The following is a 16,480-nucleotide window of genomic DNA, read 5'->3' on the forward strand; positions in this document are numbered from 1 at the left end:
CTCTGCGAGGCGCGTCATCGACAAGCGCTGACAGTAGCGTTTCCCCTTCCTACTGGGGAAACTGCTATTTTACAGCGCCTATTATCCGGCTCGTAAAACCTCTGGCGGGTCACGCCGTGACAGGGCAATTTATCATTGCATGATCACCTTCAGCGGGAGCATGTCATGCAGAACGCTACCCGCGTGGGGCAAGCTGGTGTCAGCTTAACCCCATAAAAAAATAAGTTGAGATAGTATCTGTATCTCAACTTATTTTGAATGCTAATATAATTTCTCATCGTATTAAGTTATGACTAATATTCCCTGTAAGCAAACTACACGCGCTTTTTTGGTAACAATTTTAATAAATCTACACTGGTATGGATTGCTCAGAAGTCAATAAATTGGACTATTTTTATTTGCCACTTATTATTTTGATAAGTCTAACTATTGCTTTTGGTATCAAAAGTGTCTTAGCGATATTGGTACTAATTATTCTGTCACTTACATTAGCATTATTTATTGCAAAATAAAAAGCAAAGCTTTTATAAAAAAAGTCTTTACCTTTTATTTTTCCCAAGTCATACGATACTCTTTTGAATCAGTCTCAGTATCCATACCTACACTGTCTATGATAAAATCTTTATTCTCATAAAAATTAACGGCATTAATATTATCTACATAGACTGAAAGTGTTAATTTGTCGTTTATTTGTTTTAGGTAATTAATTAATCGGCTACCAACACCTTGCTTTCTGTAGTTCATGTCAACAAATAATCCAGCTATGTAACCATCTAATTCGCCTAAAAAACCGATAATTATTTCATTATTCCTATACACAAAAATATTTGCTTCAGGCAACATTTTTTTAATGTTCACAAATTGATTTTTCCAATACTGAGCGGGAATAAATGAATGTGCTTGTAAATTGCCATTCAACCAAATCTGTGCCAATTGTTCTAAATCCCTGTCTGAAAAACTGTTTAATTTTGTAATCATTGTAGCCCCCTTTTTCCTAAAACAAGTTTAATAAAAAATAGGAGAGGATTCAATTATCTAAAACTAGGAAATGATATTAATTAATCATATACTTTCATTTTACGGACTGAATAAAAATAGTCCATTTTTTTAGTATAAGAGCAGACTTATCTGGATGTGAACTTTACACTAACGCTTACCCTTGTCCAATGTGTCTTGGGGCTATTATTTCGGCAAATATCAAAGCTTGTTACTACGGAAATACCGCTGAAGATGCTAAAAATATCGGCTTCAGAGATAACTTCATCTATCACTTTTTAGATAATGGCCTCCAAGATAAAAATACTTTGAACTTGGAACAACATGATAGAGATACTACTATTAAAGCTTTCGATAACTTCAAAGATGATTCTACACATACTATCTACTAAAAAAGGTTAAACCTCGATTGGTTTAACCTTTTTGATTCTTAAAACTTCACTGCATTCTTATCTAACTGATAAACTGACGCCTGAACTTTCATATCATTCTCAGAAATAACGTTTAACTTGGCTCCGTCACTATAAAATCTTTCTGTGAAGGTTCTTTCCCCGTCATTAACGAATATTTCAATCGAACTGGTATCAACATATAAATGGAATTTTAACTGTTCACTTTTTGACAAAATTGCTTCGCGTTCAGGATCATCTCCCGAACGATTTAAAACGATTCTATTATTTCTCTTATCATATACAACTCTTAAAATTAAATTGTTTTCTTCATTTCTTAGTTCAAAACCGGCCTCATCATTATCTCCAACATTAAGATTTAATTTAGCCTCATAGTTTCTAGAATTAGAAACTATATTCTGATTACCTTTAACCAGGTAATTCTTATTCAATAGTTCTCTGGTTCTTAATTTTTCTAATTCCTTAATTGGTTTCATTTTTAGAATTCCATCTTGATAAATCAATTCTCGTGGAATAGTTAATGCTCCAGCCCAACCATCGGCACTTTCTGGCATTGGACTTTCCCACATATCCATCCAACCAATAACGATTCTTCGACCATCTGGGGTTAAGGTAGTCTGTGTTGCATAAAAATCATGTCCATTATCTAGTTCATTAAAATCTCCACGTTCAAAATTATTATCGTTATAACGATAATTACCTACTAAATAACCTGTTTCATGAAGATTCTTAAAACGTCCTTTATCAGCCTCTATTCCTTGTGGCGACATTAGAAGAAAGTCATTATCTCCTAATCTAAAGAAATCTGGACATTCCCACATATAACCTTCTTTTTTTGTGTCTTTTGATTCTGCAACTGGACCTACTAAAATCCAATCAATTAAATTGTCCGATTTATAAAGTAATACTCGACCCATTTCTTGCTTATTTTGGCTTCCTAATATCAAATACCATTTTCCATTGTTATACCAGACTTTAGGATCACGAAAATGTTGAGTATTATCTTCAGGCGCTTGAGATATAATCGGATTATTTTCATATTTTTCAAAATGGATCCCATCTTCACTAATTGCCAAATTTTGATTTTGCCAAAAATGATCCGAATCACCATCTCCATAATAATGATGGCCTGTATAAATCAAATACATCTTACCATTATAGACAACTGCACTTCCTGAGAAACAGCCATCTTCATCTTCTTTATCTCCAGGAGTAAGTGCTATTGGCAAACTCTCCCAATGTACTAAATCCTTACTTCTAGCGTGTCCCCAATGCATTGGTCCCCATTTAGAATCATTAGGATAATGCTGATAAAAAATATGATAATATCCTTGAAAATAACAAAAACCATTTGGATCATTAATCCATCCAGATGGTGCCATTATATGGTATCCCAATCTATAACGTGTATTATTTAATTTTATCTTTTTACTTTCTACTTCTTGCATAAATTTCTCCTTAACTTTGAACATGAGCATCAATTGAATTTGTTTTAGTTATTTGTGAATCACCCTTTTTCAGAGTAAACACTGATATTACTGCAAAGACACAAACAAAAATACCAAGATATAAATAAGTTATTTTAAATCCGAGTGAATCATACATTTTACCTACAAGTGAAGATAACCCAATCGTTCCGATCTGACCAAAAAACTGAAAACCAACCAAATATAGAATAGAGGATAATCTAGATTCAAAATTGGCATCTAAGTATTTAAATACAGAAACTAACATAATTGGCAATTCAAATGAGTGAATTAGTTTCATCATTGAAATTAAAATTGGTCCATCAACCAAACCTGACCCCGTAATTCGAAATGCCATCAGAAATCCTGCTAGCAAAAGTGAATTACGAGCACCAATTTTATTAACAATCTTTGGTGCTAAAAACATCATTCCAGCTTCAAGAAAAACTTGGAATGAATTTAAATAACCAAACATTTGATTACCTAATTTTACTGTTGCAAATTGTTCTGCAAAATAACGTGGAAATTGTTGATCATAAACCCCATAAACACATGTAATACCTAAAACAAAGATAACAAAGAACCAAAAATCCTTTAACTTAAATAAATTGAAAACATCTTTAACGGTAACTGAATCAGCATTCTTAGCTTCAACATCAGTAACTTCAACCTTAGTAGTCAAAATAATTAGGAACATCACAATTGCCGCAATTGATGCGATCCAGAAATTATAACTAGGATTTATGTTAAATAATTGTCCCGCAAAAAATGTTGCTACGGCCCAACCTAATGAACCCCACATCCGAGCACGTCCATATTCAAAATCATATTTACGACTGATTTTTTCAATATAAGATTCAACCGCACCACAAGAGGCCAAATATCCAACCCCTAGAAAAATTCCACCTACTATTGCTCCTATAACTACATTAAATTTTAATAATGGTCCATATACATAAATAAAAAATGGACCTGTGAAAATCAAAATACCGCTTAAATAAACTAGTAAATCTTTACGAGTACCTAACTTATCCGAAATATATCCATACAAAGGTTGCATTAACAAAGTGAAAGCTGCGTTAATTCCAAAAATAATCCCTGTTGCTTCACCATTTAAATGAATTTCTTGACCTAACCAAATTGCAAACAATGAATAACAAGCTGACCAACTGACAAAGAAAAAGAAGAAAAAGGCACTAAGTCTAACATAAGTATTTTTACGCATTATTGATTACTCCTTATTTTGTGTTAACCGGTTGACATTTAATCATTAAAAAATAAGCACTTAACAAAGTTTATTGTAAGCGCTTTCATATTGTATGTCAACCGGTTATCAAAAATTTATACTGTCTTTCCTCTCCAAACCTTAACTGGAAGAACCTTATTTTCCCCAGCATCATTATTAGAAATCCTTGCTACTAGCATATTTACAGCTGTTTCTGCCATTCGATCAATGGGTTGAATAATTGTCGTTAAATTCGGTAATAAAATTCTTGTAGCTTCTGCTCCATCATAGCCCACTATTTTCAAGTCTTCAGGTACTTTGTAGCCCAAATCACCAGCAATATCAATGGCTTGAGCAGCATCCACATCATTAGAAATAAACATACCGTCAACATCTGGATGTTCTTTAAAAATATTCTTTAGAAATTTAGCTTTTTGCTCATAACTAACATTGAAGTCGACTGTATAAGTTATTGGTTTTAAGCCATATTGAATCATAGTATCTTCATATGCTTGATATCTTTTTTGAGCTGGAGTTTGTAAAGTTTTTGGTCCATTTGTGTGGATAATCACCTTAGCACCATTTTTTATCAGTAATTCTGTAGCCATTTTACCGCCCTGATAATTATCGGATGATACTACGGGAATATCATTATTCATAATTCTATCAATTGCAATAATGGGTAAATTAGCATTTTGATACTCCTTGATACCTTGATTATGGGCTCCAACAATCAACCCATCGACTTGATGTGCCATTAGCTCTCTCAAATATAACTTTTCTTTTTCAGGATCATTCATAGAGTCACCAAGTAAAACTTTAAATCCTTTACTAAAAAGCTTTTTTTCCATAGTGGCAACCAATTGTCCAAAAAAGGGATTATTGACTGTTGGAAAAATCAACCCCACCAATTTTGTTTCCTGCTTAAATAACTGTCTTGCCACAACATTAGGTTGGTAATTTAATTCATCCATCGCATCATGAACTTTTTTAATTGTTTTCTCACTCAAATAACCCCGTTTATTCATCACCCTTGAAACGGTAGTTTTGGAAACTCCTGCTAATTTCGCTACATCATCTATTTTTGCTTTCATTATTTCACCCATTGGTTATATAACTAATTTAATTATATCATGTTGTCTTGAAACAAATTTCTTCAACTTATGACAATAATTTAGTAATTTATTTTGATAAATTTAATTTGACGTAAAAAAACAGAAAATAGTATCGTGTAATATATTGAAAACGATTACCTAAAAATTGAAGGAGAGATTACATTGCTAGTAGGAAGTATTGAGAGAGCGTAAAATATCTTGTGTAAATGGTAGATTGTAAAATTAAACCGAACACTTGAATAAAAAAGCCGCAGCGCCTTTAATGGTAATTGTCCAAAACAACCATAAAGGAACTGCGACTCATGACTAGTTTATCATCTCAAGAACGTACTGTCATTCAAACTTTGCTGGAATTGAATTATTCGATTCGTGCCATTGCGCGCTTTATTAAACGCTCTCCTTCAACCGTTTCGATTGAAATTCATCAAGTTACACCCTATAAAGCTGAGGTTGCTCATGCGTTGGCATTGAAAAAACGTCATCTACGTGGTCGTCATGACACGCTAACACCAGCTATCGCTGTCTTTTTGAATCACCACATTGGTATATTGAAGTGGTCACCAGAAACCGCTGCGCATGTTTTAGGGTTACCTTTCAAAACGATTTATAATTGGCTCAATGCTGGTCGACTCAAACTATCATTGGCTGATTTACCTGACAAAGGTATCCGTCAAAAGCGTCAATCTGATGGTAGACGAAAAGTATTTGTGCATGGTCGTTCGATTGAAACGAGACCTGAAAGTGTGAAAGCACGACAAACCTTTGGACATTTTGAAGTTGACACCATGCAATCGGGTAAAAGACGTGGCGATGTGCTGGTGACAATTACTGAAAGACTAAGCCGGCAACATATCGTGAGACAGGTCACTGGGCGCAATAGTCAGGCAGTGACACCAGTCTTAATTCATTTTTTTCAAGGGATCAAAAATGCCAAGTCAATCACTGTTGATCGTGGGCGAGAATTTGCAAAATATAACGAAATCGAGCAAAAACTAGGCATTCCAGTCTATTTTGCGCACCCATATTCACCAGAAGAACGTGGGAGTAATGAGATATTAAATCGATACGTCCGTCGTTTTATACCGAAAGAACGCAAAATTGAAACAGTTAGCGCCAAAGAATTAGATCAAATTAATCATTGGATCAATGCGAGACCAATGAAAACACTCAACTGGCAATCACCACGAAAGGTTTTTCAGCAGTTTGCAGTGTTCGGTTAATTCTTGCAATCTACCATAAGTTAATTGTTTTTTAGCAGAAAAATTAAGTATAGTAATAATGGTAAGCGTTAATCTTGCTAGTTTTATGATTTTTTAAGATAATAATGTATGGGCGTATGGGCGTTCTAATTAAAATATAAGGGAGATTTTTTATGTGGAAAGAATTTAGAGACTTTGCCTTTAAGGGAAATGTCGTCGATCTAGCAGTGGCTGTCATTATAGGTGGTGCTTTTGGATTAATTGTAAAATCATTGGTTAATGATATTATTATGCCACTTGTGGGTATATTAATTGGAGGGATTGATATTTCTAAGATGGCTGTAAAAGTTGGAACAGCTACTGTAGCCTATGGATCATTCTTACAGACAATTATTAACTTTTTGATTATTGCTTTTTCAATATTTATAATGGTTAAAGTATTTAACAAAGTAAATAAGAAACGTGTTGAAGAAAAAGTTGTTGAAGAAACCAATACAGAAAAATATTTGAAACAAATTACAGAAATTCTTGAGAAAAAATAAATTGCAATTTTTAACATACGTACTGATACCTTATTATTTGGTGTTAGTACTTTTTATTCTTTTGGATAATTACTTTCAATAAAAAAGGCCATTCTGGGGGAATGGCTTTTTTTTGAGAGAATTTTTGAGAGAATAATTGATGAATAAAATTTATGGGAGAGAAGAGAATAGTCATCTAATTGACTATGTATTGAGTATAAAATAGCTAGATTAAATCTAGGCTAAATAATGGATGTAGTTATTATTTATTTTTTTGTTCATCAGAATACCATAGATAGTTTGAAAGTGTATCGGTTATTAAACTGATTAAATCGACTAGCATTGAAAACATAAACTACCTTTCTTTTCAAATCACAAATTCTTTGTTTTTAAGTAATTCTTTTTGTTTCTTACCAATGGCATAGGTGTAAATTTCCATTAAGACTTTTTTCTTATCAGGATCCTTTTCGTTTAAAGCATTGTCCATTAATACTTGTAAGTTGTTTTTTTCAGCTTCCAAAAACAACTCTTCAAAAATATTTTTATCAGCCATAATTTAAGCTCCTTGTTGTCTTTAAAATGGTATCTAGTCTAATTATACTAATAAGCAAAATAATCCGTCAGCAAAACGAATAAAATGAGTTTAATGCGCACTTACACATAGAAAATTCTATGGTAGTCCGTATGACCTATTTTTTAGGTCAATGCGCACTTACACTCCACCAAGAAACTGGTTGATTAATTGCTAGAAAGCAGTGTGTCAGAAGTCGCTATAGGCGACAACTTAAAAACTATCAAAAATTCTTGTTGCGAGCATACTATGTGTGGCCACACATGAGGTGAAAACATATCAATATTGATATGCTTTTGTTTGGGAAATTCCCAATCCCTTTTTGAATTAAAATCAATTTTGATAAGCGGACGGTTGATGAACGAAAAATACTAACAAACAAAACGGACGCTATAAAAGTAACCTTAGAAGAAAATTATTGAAATAGTCAACAAAAATTAAATCTGTTATATTAGTTACCGAGGCGTTAAGATTAAGCGCCGTGAAGGGAGGTGGGTCTCCTTGATACTATTAGTTAATGAATTGCAACTGCTCAACGCTGCATTATGGCAAATTTTTGTTGGCATAACGTTAATCTGGTTGCAAAAGTATTTCGACGATCGTCGTTAATGCATGTGCCTCGTCCTGCCAGACGGGGTTTTTTTGTAAAATAAAAGCTCGTCGCCTGCCAGCGATGAGCTCGAAAGGATTGGAATCTCCAAACCTATTAGTTAATGTACATATATTATAACGTAATTAGTTTGTTTTATGCAATTAACAGATATTTTAAGTCTTAATTTCAATAATTTATAGTGTATGATGATAGGTTTAAAATGGAAAATAGTTATGTATTATTTTTGTGCTTGTTCTAGGCGATCAACATCATTTGCTAGATCAAGGATATAATTTTCTTGCGATTTTCTGCCCCATATGAAGCCTACTAAAAATAAGCAAACCTTAGCTATAACTACAACTATAGCCGTAGTTATAGCTAATGAGCTTAACCAAAATCAATTTGATTCAACATAGTCTCACGGCTGGCTTGATCTAAACCAAGGTAAGCCAGTGTCATGGCCGCACTAGAATGATTCAATAAGTGCATGACTAAGCCAATATTATAATATTTTTACTTATTTAGAACTATTTTATAAACTTGATGGACGTCAAGTTTATATTTCCCAAAAGTTAATACACTTTAGTTGAACTAAAATTAAGGGAGAAATCATATGCAACATAATATTCTTAAACATAAAAATAAAATTATGAGTATCAGTGGCTTACTCATTGCCTTAGGACTAATCGCACACTTTATTTTTGCCAATACAACAATTTCTAATAGTGCTTTTATTATAGCTTCGATATTAGGCGCTACCCCCATTTCTTTACAGGCTTATCAGGCTATGAAAGTAAAAGTAGTAAGTATTGATGTTTTAGTAACGATAGCGGTCATTGGTGCTCTCTTTATTCAAAATTATGAAGAATCAGCAATTGTTACTTTTTTATTTTTATTTGGATCATATTTAGAACAACGAACACTTAACCAAACACGATCAGCTATTAAAGAGTTGACGGAAATGGCTCCAGAAACTGCTTTTAAGCAATTGACAGGGGGACAATTTGCAGAAGTAGATATTGATGAAGTAGAAGAAGGGGATATTCTCCTAGTAAAGACTGGTGCCAAGATTCCCGTAGATGGTAGGGTAACTACTGGAAAAGGATATGTAAATGAGGCTAATATCACAGGTGAATCTTTACCTTTAAAGAAAGAAAAAGACGATGAAGTATTTGCCGGTACTATTATGGACAACGGTACTATTCAAATAGTGGCTGATAGAGTAGGGGAAGATTCTACATTTGGAAAAATTATTGGGTTGGTAGAAGAAGCACAGGATTCTAAATCAGAAGCAGAACGATTCATTGACCAGTTTTCTCGCTGGTATACACCTGCAGTACTTACAATTGGGCTGTTGGTTTGGGTATTAACCAAAGATACAGAACTTGCGATTACTGTATTAGTACTTGGTTGCCCAGGAGCCTTGGTAATTGGTGTACCTGTTTCAAATGTTGCGGGGATAGGAAATGGCGCAAAAAATGGTATTTTATTTAAAGGTTCTGAAGTGATTAGTCATTTTGCCAATGCAGATACAGTGTTATTCGATAAAACAGGTACCTTAACTGAAGGAAAGCCTGAAGTGAGCGATATTATTTATTATGGAAATAATCAGGAGGAGGATTTATCTCTATTGCTTTCAGTTGAAAGTGAGTCTGATCATCCATTAGCTGTCGCTATTGTAAATAAATTAGCACAATATAAAGTAAGGCCTATAGAAAATACACAGGTTGTAAAAGGTGGGGGCGTAATTGCTCACGTAGATGGGCACGTTGTTTCAGTAGGAAATAAAACCTTAATGAAACAAGAAAGTATACCGCTATCTGATGATGTTCTTAAAAAATTGAATAAATTAGAAAGAACCGGTAATTCAATTGTATTAACGGCAGTTGATCATAAGTTAATCATGTTAATGGGTATCCGCGACAAAGTTCGACCAGGTGTTAAGCAGGACTTACAAAAATTAAAATCACTTGGTATTAAAAATCTCATTGTATTATCAGGTGATAACCAAGGTACAGTTAATTCAGTTAAAAAGGAACTAGGTTTAACCGAAGCCCATGGTGATATGCTACCAGAGGACAAGCAAGCATTTCTAAAAAAACGACAGGACTCAGGTGAAATAGTTGTTTTTATCGGTGACGGCGTTAATGACAGTCCCTCTCTGGCTACTGCAGAGGTAGGTATAGCTATGGGGAATGGAACAGATGTCGCAATTGAAAGTTCAGATATTGTTTTAATGAATTCTAACTTTAACCGTCTTCCTCATGCTTTAGGCCTAGCAAAAGTAACATATGCTAATATGCGACAAAATATTCTAATTGCTGTTGGCGTCGTGATAATACTATTGGTTAGTTTAATATTTAGTGAATGGATGTCTATGTCAATTGGGATGTTGATTCATGAGGCCAGTATTTTAGTAGTTATTTTAAATGCAATGAGATTAAGAGGTTATCAATTAAGATAATTGATCTATATCAAGTATCTTAAAAAGAATGGCCTATATAATTCATTTAAAGGAGTGATAGATATGACTAAAGCAACACTAAAATTAGAAACATTAACTTGTCCATCATGTTTACAAAAAATCGAACGTGGTTTAAAACAGACTGCTGGTGTAAAAAAAGATTCTGTAAAAGTACTTTTCAATGCGAGTAAGGTAAAAGTGGATTTTGATGAAAATCAGGTCAATTTGAATACAATTGAAAAAGCAATTGAAGACTTAGGATACCCAGTAATTAGTTCAAAAGTAAAGGAAGGTGCATAAAATGACAACGGTAAATGAAAGGCAAGAAAAATTAGCTGCCGAACAAGCATATAAAGAACACATTCATCATACTAAGATTAATTCTGCAGCTGTTACAGATCATATACTTGCTAATATTCATACATTACATGTAAAATTGCATCAATATCATTGGTATGTAAAAGGCAAAAATTTCTATGCATTGCATAATGTTTTTGAAAATTTATATAACGAGAATGAGGCATGGTTTGATAAAATTGCAGAACGTTTACTAGCTTCAGGATTTAAGCCAGCATCAACAACTACTGAATTTCAAGAATTTACAACGATTTCTGAAGATTCTTCGGAAAAATATTACACTGCTGATGAGATGGTCCTACAGATAGTAGAAGATTTTAGATCTAATCGAGAATTTACTATTCGTGCAATTCGCTTAGCACAGGAAGAAGAAAATGATGCTTTGGAAGATTCACTAATTAGTTATAAAGCTTATTTAGACGTAAATATTTGGCAACTTCAAGCATTTATTAATAAGGATGCCTTAGAAGACGATGACTATATAGATAACGATTAATTAGGAGAAAAACGGTATGGCATACCATAATCATCATAGTCATGTAGATTGTATACGTTTAGTGCCGATTTTCAATCATCTCAATGATGAACAAATGCATCTAATTGCTCAATCAGCGAATGAAGTACAATACGTAAAGAATGAGCTATTATTTAGGTTTGGTGATAAAGATGACACATTATATATCATAAACAATGGACGTGTACGTATTTATAGCCTAAGTGAGTCTGGTCGTGAGCAAACCATACGTATCCTACATCCGGGTGATTTTATGGGGGAAGTTGCTGTTTTACAGACTGAAGGTTATCATTCGAATTATGCTGAAGCAATATCGGAAACAAGTATTTGTAGGATTCATAAAAAGGATTTAGATCAATATTTAGATCGCTATCCAGAAATCATGCGACGAATATTATCGGATATTACAAAACGACTACAGTTATCAGAAAAACAAACTGTGCAAGTCAGTACTGAACCTGTTGAAGCTCGAATTATTGATTTTCTATCAGAAAATGTTGAAGATGAAAAAAACCATACTTATGTGACTTTACCCATGTCAAAAAAAGATTTGGCTACTTACCTGGGGACAACTCCAGAAACAATAAGCCGTAAGTTCTCATCATTGGAAGAGAGAGGTCTAATTAAACGGCACACCCAAAAATGTGTTGAGATATTTGATTTAGATGAATTATTATTTGTATCAAGTTAAGTCGATTTATACTTAAAAATAAGGATATCGTTTTAAATGATGAACATGGCGGTACACAGTTCATCGTCACTAACCTAAGTCTTCCACAAAAAGACATCGTCCGTGTTTACCGCAAGCTTGCGGCGATTGAAGATATTATTCGCGAGCTTAAAGGTGGATTTGCCTTTGGCAAAACTGATAGCAGTTCATTTTTCGCCAACAAAGCGCGCATGTGGATCTCAGTAATTGCATCAAACTTGATGCGGTTGATGAAGAGTATTGCGTTGGACGACCAGCAACAATCGTGGACAATCAATACCTTTCGAGACCGTTTGTTAAAAATCGGTGGACGTGTGTCACTAAGCACGCCCGCAAGGTGATTTTGACGTTAGATAGCCGCATCCAAGAACAATTCGATGGTCTGTTCTGGCGAGCTTGGGAACGACTAAATGCTTTGTGGCAATAAAACAACGAAGTAGATTTTAAAAAAAATAGCAAAATCTGGCTGGTTTTAGTGTTCCTATTTTTCTCAAAAAACGCTCAATCGAAAAAACACCCTGAAACTGTGCCAAGGTAATGGCAGTTTCAAGGTGTTTTATCGTATTTTACTGATTTAGCTGTGGTTAAAAATTTAGTGCATGAATAATCCGGGTTTTATTTGTTTCGTTTTTGAAACATTTTTAATCCGATGTGAAATTACCGATAATTGGTCACTTTTTTCTTATATATTGGTTTTATCACCACTGAGAGAAACTGGAGAAAATAAATGAAAAAACACGTTTCAGCCATCGTCTACGGTGGCTTAGATGGCATTATCACGACGTTCGCAGTCGTTGCTGGATCGGTCGGTGGTAACGTTTCAAACATCGTTATCATCATTTTGGGATTCTCAAACTTATTAGCCGATGGCTTTTCAATGGGGGCCGGTGCCTACCTGTCAGCAACATCGGATAACAATCAATCAAAAAGTAAAGCATTGGCAGCTGGTATCGCGACATTCATTTCGTTTAACGTCTTCGGTTTAATTCCACTAGGTGCCTACTTAATTACAAATGCGTTCATTCACGACAAAGCCATCGCCTTTCCAATCGCCTTTGTCATCGTCGGTGTCTCTTTGGCGTTGCTAGGCTGGGTGAAGGCCAACCTGTCAGAGCAGAAAGTAAGAACAGAAATTCTACGCACACTTTCTATCGGGTACGTCGCTGCAATTGTTGCTTATGGCGTTGGTATCTTACTGAATTATTATTTGTAGACAAAAAAACACCTTGAATATTCAAGACGTTTTTCTTTTTAGATATTTAGTTATATGGTAATCAGTTATAGATTATTTAAGTCAAACAATCCTCGACGCTTAGCTTCTTCTTTAGCTGCGTTCATTAAATCAGCAGAGTATAGCGCATCAGGGTGCTTGCCTGTCGATTCGTTAGAAATAATCCGGGTAAAATTTTAAATCATATTTTTAGAACACCTTTAATTGAGTCGACCTGTAATAGCTAACCATGTATACAAAGAAACGATATGTTATATTACGTCATCGAAAATGGTGTCCTTAGGGAGTTACTTTTAGTGGTTACCAACACGCCTGCTGACAAAAAACACTTTTTTGTAAAGAAAACCCCAAACAGGTGAGTAAATCTGTTCGGGGATATCTAGAAAGACGCTCTATGGTCGAGAAAAGTGAGATGGTGTAGAACTTAATACCCGGATTATTCATCAAGACAAACAAAAACCCGCTGAAACAGCAAGTTAATACCGTTTCAGCGGGTTTTGCGCTTTCACCCGTTGGGTGAAAACCATAGGAGCTCTTTGTTATGATATTTTGTTAGTGAAAAACAAACCAAATACTCAAAAATTGGAGCGTCTAAAATTATGACTCAAAAAGTATTACCTAGCAACCCTTTAGTTGCAGTTTCAGACAATGGGGCACCAATTACCTCGGATGGTGGCAACGTGTAATGATGTTGTCTAATTGTGCCTTAGTAATCCTAGTCATTAAAAATACCTCCATAGTGGCGTCAAAATGAACAAATACGTGCTAATTTAGGGAGATTAGTTGGCGTTATTACCCAAAATCAATTTGATCTAACATTGTTTCGCGACTTGCTTGATCTAACCCCAGATAAGTAAGCGTCATAGCCTCACTCGAATGATTCAATAAGTGCATGACTAAACCAATATTGTAGTTTGATTGCGTATAAACGCGATAGGCGCCTGTTTTACGCATGGTATGTGTGCCCAGATAGTTGATGCCTAAGAGATCACCAACGCGTGCCATCACCTTATAAAACTGCTTCTCAGTGATATGACGGTCTGGATGGGCCGTTGAGGGAAATAACCAGTCTGAATTGATATTCTGTTGGACTAGCCAATCATGATATTGCAACAAGTCTTGTTGCACGGGCTTTAAATATAGTGTATTTGCTTTACCGGTCTTTTTATCATGAATAAAGGCCGTGTGTTTAACAGAGCCATCTGGATTATAGACATCGGATTTCTTTAACGTCATCACATCACTCACCCGCAGCAGGGTGGCTTTGCCAACTTGAAAGATGGTGTAGTTACGGCGACCTGCCCGAAAACTATCTAGTAAGGTGTCTTGCACCATTTTTAAGACGTTAGAGTCTTTGATTGGGAGTACGATTTGTTGCATATCTATTTAACCTCAATAATAGAACAGTCCTTGCCTATAATTGGTTCACTTTTGTCAATGAATGACCAATTATTTTTATCGTAGTGGTAGATTGTAAAATTAATCCGAACGCTGTTCGGACAAAAAAGATCAGTTTCCATCATAAAGGACTCCCCGCGGGACTGCAATCAGGAGTCATTACTTCAACTGTTTTTGTTCATTATAGAAATTACGGTAAGCTAAATAGCACGCAATGATTGACCCCAAACTAGTCGCTGATAAGAGCATGAACGTGACCATAATTTGATACCTAATGGCCCGTACTGGATCGACCCCTGCAAAGATCAAACCGGACATCATCCCTGGCAGACTGACTAGACCCACAGTCTTTGCCGAATCAATGGTTGGTGACATCCCCGTACGAATCGCCTCACGCACGATGGCAATCGAAGCATCAAGTAGACCAGCCCCTAACGCCAACCGTTCAAGCACACCTTGCCGCTGGTCATGAAACTGACTATTGAGGCTGCGATAAGCCAGCCCAATTGCGACCATTGAATTCGACGCAATCATACCAGAAATGGGAATCATTTGCGATGGCACAAACTTAATCGCACCAGATAGCACGAGGACGCCGAGTGTTACCCCCGTACTAACAAAAATGGCTAATAACGAAATGGCTAATGCATGGTCAATCCCCGGCCCCCGTTTTTTCGCATTCCAAGCCGCATTGAAGATAATGAAGCCTATCATCGCCAGCGTTAGCCACAAATTGTTGACTCGGAAAATATACTTTAGCAAGTAACCCACGATAAATAGTTGTACAACAGCCCGCACGACACCAATGACGATGTCCCTATCTAAGCCAAGTTTCTGCCACAAACTAATTCCTAACGCGACGAGCACTAACATTGCCGCCAAAAATAGCGACGTATTATTAACTGCTAAATTCATGCGTGTACCTCCAATCTGCCAGCAACCACTTTCGCTAACTGATCTGCCGCAGCAATCTCTGTCGCATCATGAGTAATCAAGATCGTTGTCACGTGATCCTGCTCATTTAACTGTCGTAACCAGGCGTGCACGATTTGCTTATTATTTTCATCCAAACCAGCTGTCACCTCATCTAATAACAACACTTTTGGTAAGAATAAGATGTTGCGAATCAGCGCGACCCGCTGCCGTTCACCACCGGAAAGCTCGATAATCGGCTGATGCAGGGTTCGTTCGGACAGCCCAACATTATTTAACGCCGTTACCACTCGTTGCGTATCCATGACTTGCTTACGAATTTGGTACGGGAAAGCTAAGTTATCTGCCACCGTCTCACCAAATAACGTCGGTTGTTGGAAACAATATGAGACTTGCCGCCGATACATGATTGGGTCATAACTTTCAATCGGCTGCCCATCAAAAATCAAGGTCCCACTTGTTTTAGAAATCATGGCCGCAATGATCCGTAATAACGTACTTTTCCCACCACCGGATGGTCCCGTCAATGTAATATGAGCCCCAGCTGGAATCTGCCAATCAACATCATGTAAAATATGTTGATCAGCGATTTGATAATTAACTTTTTCTAAACTAATCAATGAATTCATATGCCCACCCCCGATCGCACAATGATCGGCGCCGACAACAGCCGGATGAAAAAGTGCTCAGAAGTCAATAATGTTTGATGTATTAATACACGAACCTGTGTAGCCATTGGCAAAGCCATATGAATCATACCTGAGTCAAAGTGTTCCGTA

The 16,480-nt window shown here is 35.7% G+C and carries 17 protein-coding genes; 9 read left to right on the forward strand and 8 right to left on the reverse strand.

The window, feature by feature from the left end:
- Positions 1-546 precede the first annotated feature (546 nt).
- Positions 547-978: a GNAT family N-acetyltransferase gene (locus K5Q13_RS09195; protein ID WP_220741389.1), complete on the reverse strand. Its 432-nt coding sequence runs from the start codon at positions 976-978 to the stop codon at positions 547-549.
- A gap of 134 nt (positions 979-1,112) precedes the next feature.
- Between K5Q13_RS09195 and K5Q13_RS09200 the strand changes: the two genes are divergently transcribed.
- A complete protein-coding gene (locus K5Q13_RS09200; protein WP_308443426.1) occupies positions 1,113-1,388 on the forward strand; it encodes a deaminase in 276 nt (91 codons plus the stop codon).
- 38 nt (positions 1,389-1,426) lie between these two features.
- Here the strand turns inward: K5Q13_RS09200 and K5Q13_RS09205 are convergent, their stop codons facing one another.
- From K5Q13_RS09205 to K5Q13_RS09215, 3 genes are all read right to left on the reverse strand, one after another.
- The gene (locus tag K5Q13_RS09205; protein WP_220741390.1) at positions 1,427-2,854 is read right to left on the reverse strand and encodes a glycoside hydrolase family 32 protein; all 1,428 of its coding nucleotides are present in this window, start codon (positions 2,852-2,854) and stop codon (positions 1,427-1,429) included.
- 10 nt (positions 2,855-2,864) lie between these two features.
- Positions 2,865-4,097: an MFS transporter gene (locus K5Q13_RS09210; protein WP_220741391.1), complete on the reverse strand. Its 1,233-nt coding sequence runs from the start codon at positions 4,095-4,097 to the stop codon at positions 2,865-2,867.
- 116 nt (positions 4,098-4,213) lie between these two features.
- The gene (locus K5Q13_RS09215) at positions 4,214-5,191 is read right to left on the reverse strand and encodes a LacI family DNA-binding transcriptional regulator (RefSeq protein WP_014335305.1); all 978 of its coding nucleotides are present in this window, start codon (positions 5,189-5,191) and stop codon (positions 4,214-4,216) included.
- Positions 5,192-5,514: 323 nt separating this feature from the next.
- On the opposite strand from K5Q13_RS09215, the gene K5Q13_RS09220 reads away from it, so the two are divergent.
- Positions 5,515-6,432, forward strand: coding sequence for an IS30 family transposase (locus K5Q13_RS09220; RefSeq protein ID WP_220741392.1), 918 nt, complete (start codon positions 5,515-5,517; stop codon positions 6,430-6,432).
- Positions 6,433-6,584: 152 nt separating this feature from the next.
- The gene (mscL, locus tag K5Q13_RS09225; RefSeq protein ID WP_013102133.1) at positions 6,585-6,953 is read left to right on the forward strand and encodes a large conductance mechanosensitive channel protein MscL; all 369 of its coding nucleotides are present in this window, start codon (positions 6,585-6,587) and stop codon (positions 6,951-6,953) included.
- A gap of 346 nt (positions 6,954-7,299) precedes the next feature.
- Here the strand turns inward: mscL and K5Q13_RS09230 are convergent, their stop codons facing one another.
- Positions 7,300-7,485, reverse strand: coding sequence for a hypothetical protein (locus tag K5Q13_RS09230; protein ID WP_013102134.1), 186 nt, complete (start codon positions 7,483-7,485; stop codon positions 7,300-7,302).
- A gap of 1,223 nt (positions 7,486-8,708) precedes the next feature.
- On the opposite strand from K5Q13_RS09230, the gene K5Q13_RS09235 reads away from it, so the two are divergent.
- The 6 genes from K5Q13_RS09235 to K5Q13_RS09260 all read left to right on the forward strand — a co-directional run bounded on the left by K5Q13_RS09235 (position 8,709) and on the right by K5Q13_RS09260 (position 13,352).
- Positions 8,709-10,559, forward strand: coding sequence for a heavy metal translocating P-type ATPase (locus tag K5Q13_RS09235; RefSeq protein WP_220741393.1), 1,851 nt, complete (start codon positions 8,709-8,711; stop codon positions 10,557-10,559).
- 63 nt (positions 10,560-10,622) lie between these two features.
- Entirely contained in the window at positions 10,623-10,859 is a 237-nt protein-coding gene (locus K5Q13_RS09240) for a heavy-metal-associated domain-containing protein (RefSeq protein ID WP_004909683.1), read from the forward strand.
- Position 10,860: 1 nt separating this feature from the next.
- The gene (locus tag K5Q13_RS09245; protein ID WP_042493564.1) at positions 10,861-11,412 is read left to right on the forward strand and encodes a Dps family protein; all 552 of its coding nucleotides are present in this window, start codon (positions 10,861-10,863) and stop codon (positions 11,410-11,412) included.
- 16 nt (positions 11,413-11,428) lie between these two features.
- The gene (locus K5Q13_RS09250; RefSeq protein ID WP_014333941.1) at positions 11,429-12,121 is read left to right on the forward strand and encodes a Crp/Fnr family transcriptional regulator; all 693 of its coding nucleotides are present in this window, start codon (positions 11,429-11,431) and stop codon (positions 12,119-12,121) included.
- Between the two features lie 62 nt (positions 12,122-12,183).
- Complete coding sequence (locus tag K5Q13_RS09700) at positions 12,184-12,480, forward strand: transposase (protein WP_081579538.1); 297 nt, start codon at positions 12,184-12,186, stop codon at positions 12,478-12,480.
- Positions 12,481-12,866: 386 nt separating this feature from the next.
- Positions 12,867-13,352, forward strand: a complete 486-nt coding sequence (locus K5Q13_RS09260; RefSeq protein WP_115231425.1) for a VIT1/CCC1 transporter family protein — start codon at positions 12,867-12,869, stop codon at positions 13,350-13,352.
- Positions 13,353-14,162: 810 nt separating this feature from the next.
- On the opposite strand, the gene K5Q13_RS09265 is transcribed toward K5Q13_RS09260, so the two are convergent.
- The 3 genes from K5Q13_RS09265 to K5Q13_RS09275 form a co-directional block, all read right to left on the reverse strand.
- Complete coding sequence (locus tag K5Q13_RS09265; protein WP_006844813.1) at positions 14,163-14,750, reverse strand: site-specific integrase; 588 nt, start codon at positions 14,748-14,750, stop codon at positions 14,163-14,165.
- Between the two features lie 177 nt (positions 14,751-14,927).
- Complete coding sequence (locus K5Q13_RS09270) at positions 14,928-15,683, reverse strand: ABC transporter permease (RefSeq protein ID WP_010276774.1); 756 nt, start codon at positions 15,681-15,683, stop codon at positions 14,928-14,930.
- A complete protein-coding gene (locus K5Q13_RS09275) occupies positions 15,680-16,330 on the reverse strand; it encodes an ABC transporter ATP-binding protein (protein ID WP_090091172.1) in 651 nt (216 codons plus the stop codon). The genes K5Q13_RS09270 and K5Q13_RS09275 overlap by 4 nt, the downstream gene beginning before the upstream one ends.
- Positions 16,331-16,480 lie beyond the last annotated feature (150 nt).

The sequence above is a fragment of the Leuconostoc miyukkimchii genome, assembly GCF_019656055.1.
Lineage (GTDB): Bacteria > Bacillota > Bacilli > Lactobacillales > Lactobacillaceae > Leuconostoc > Leuconostoc miyukkimchii.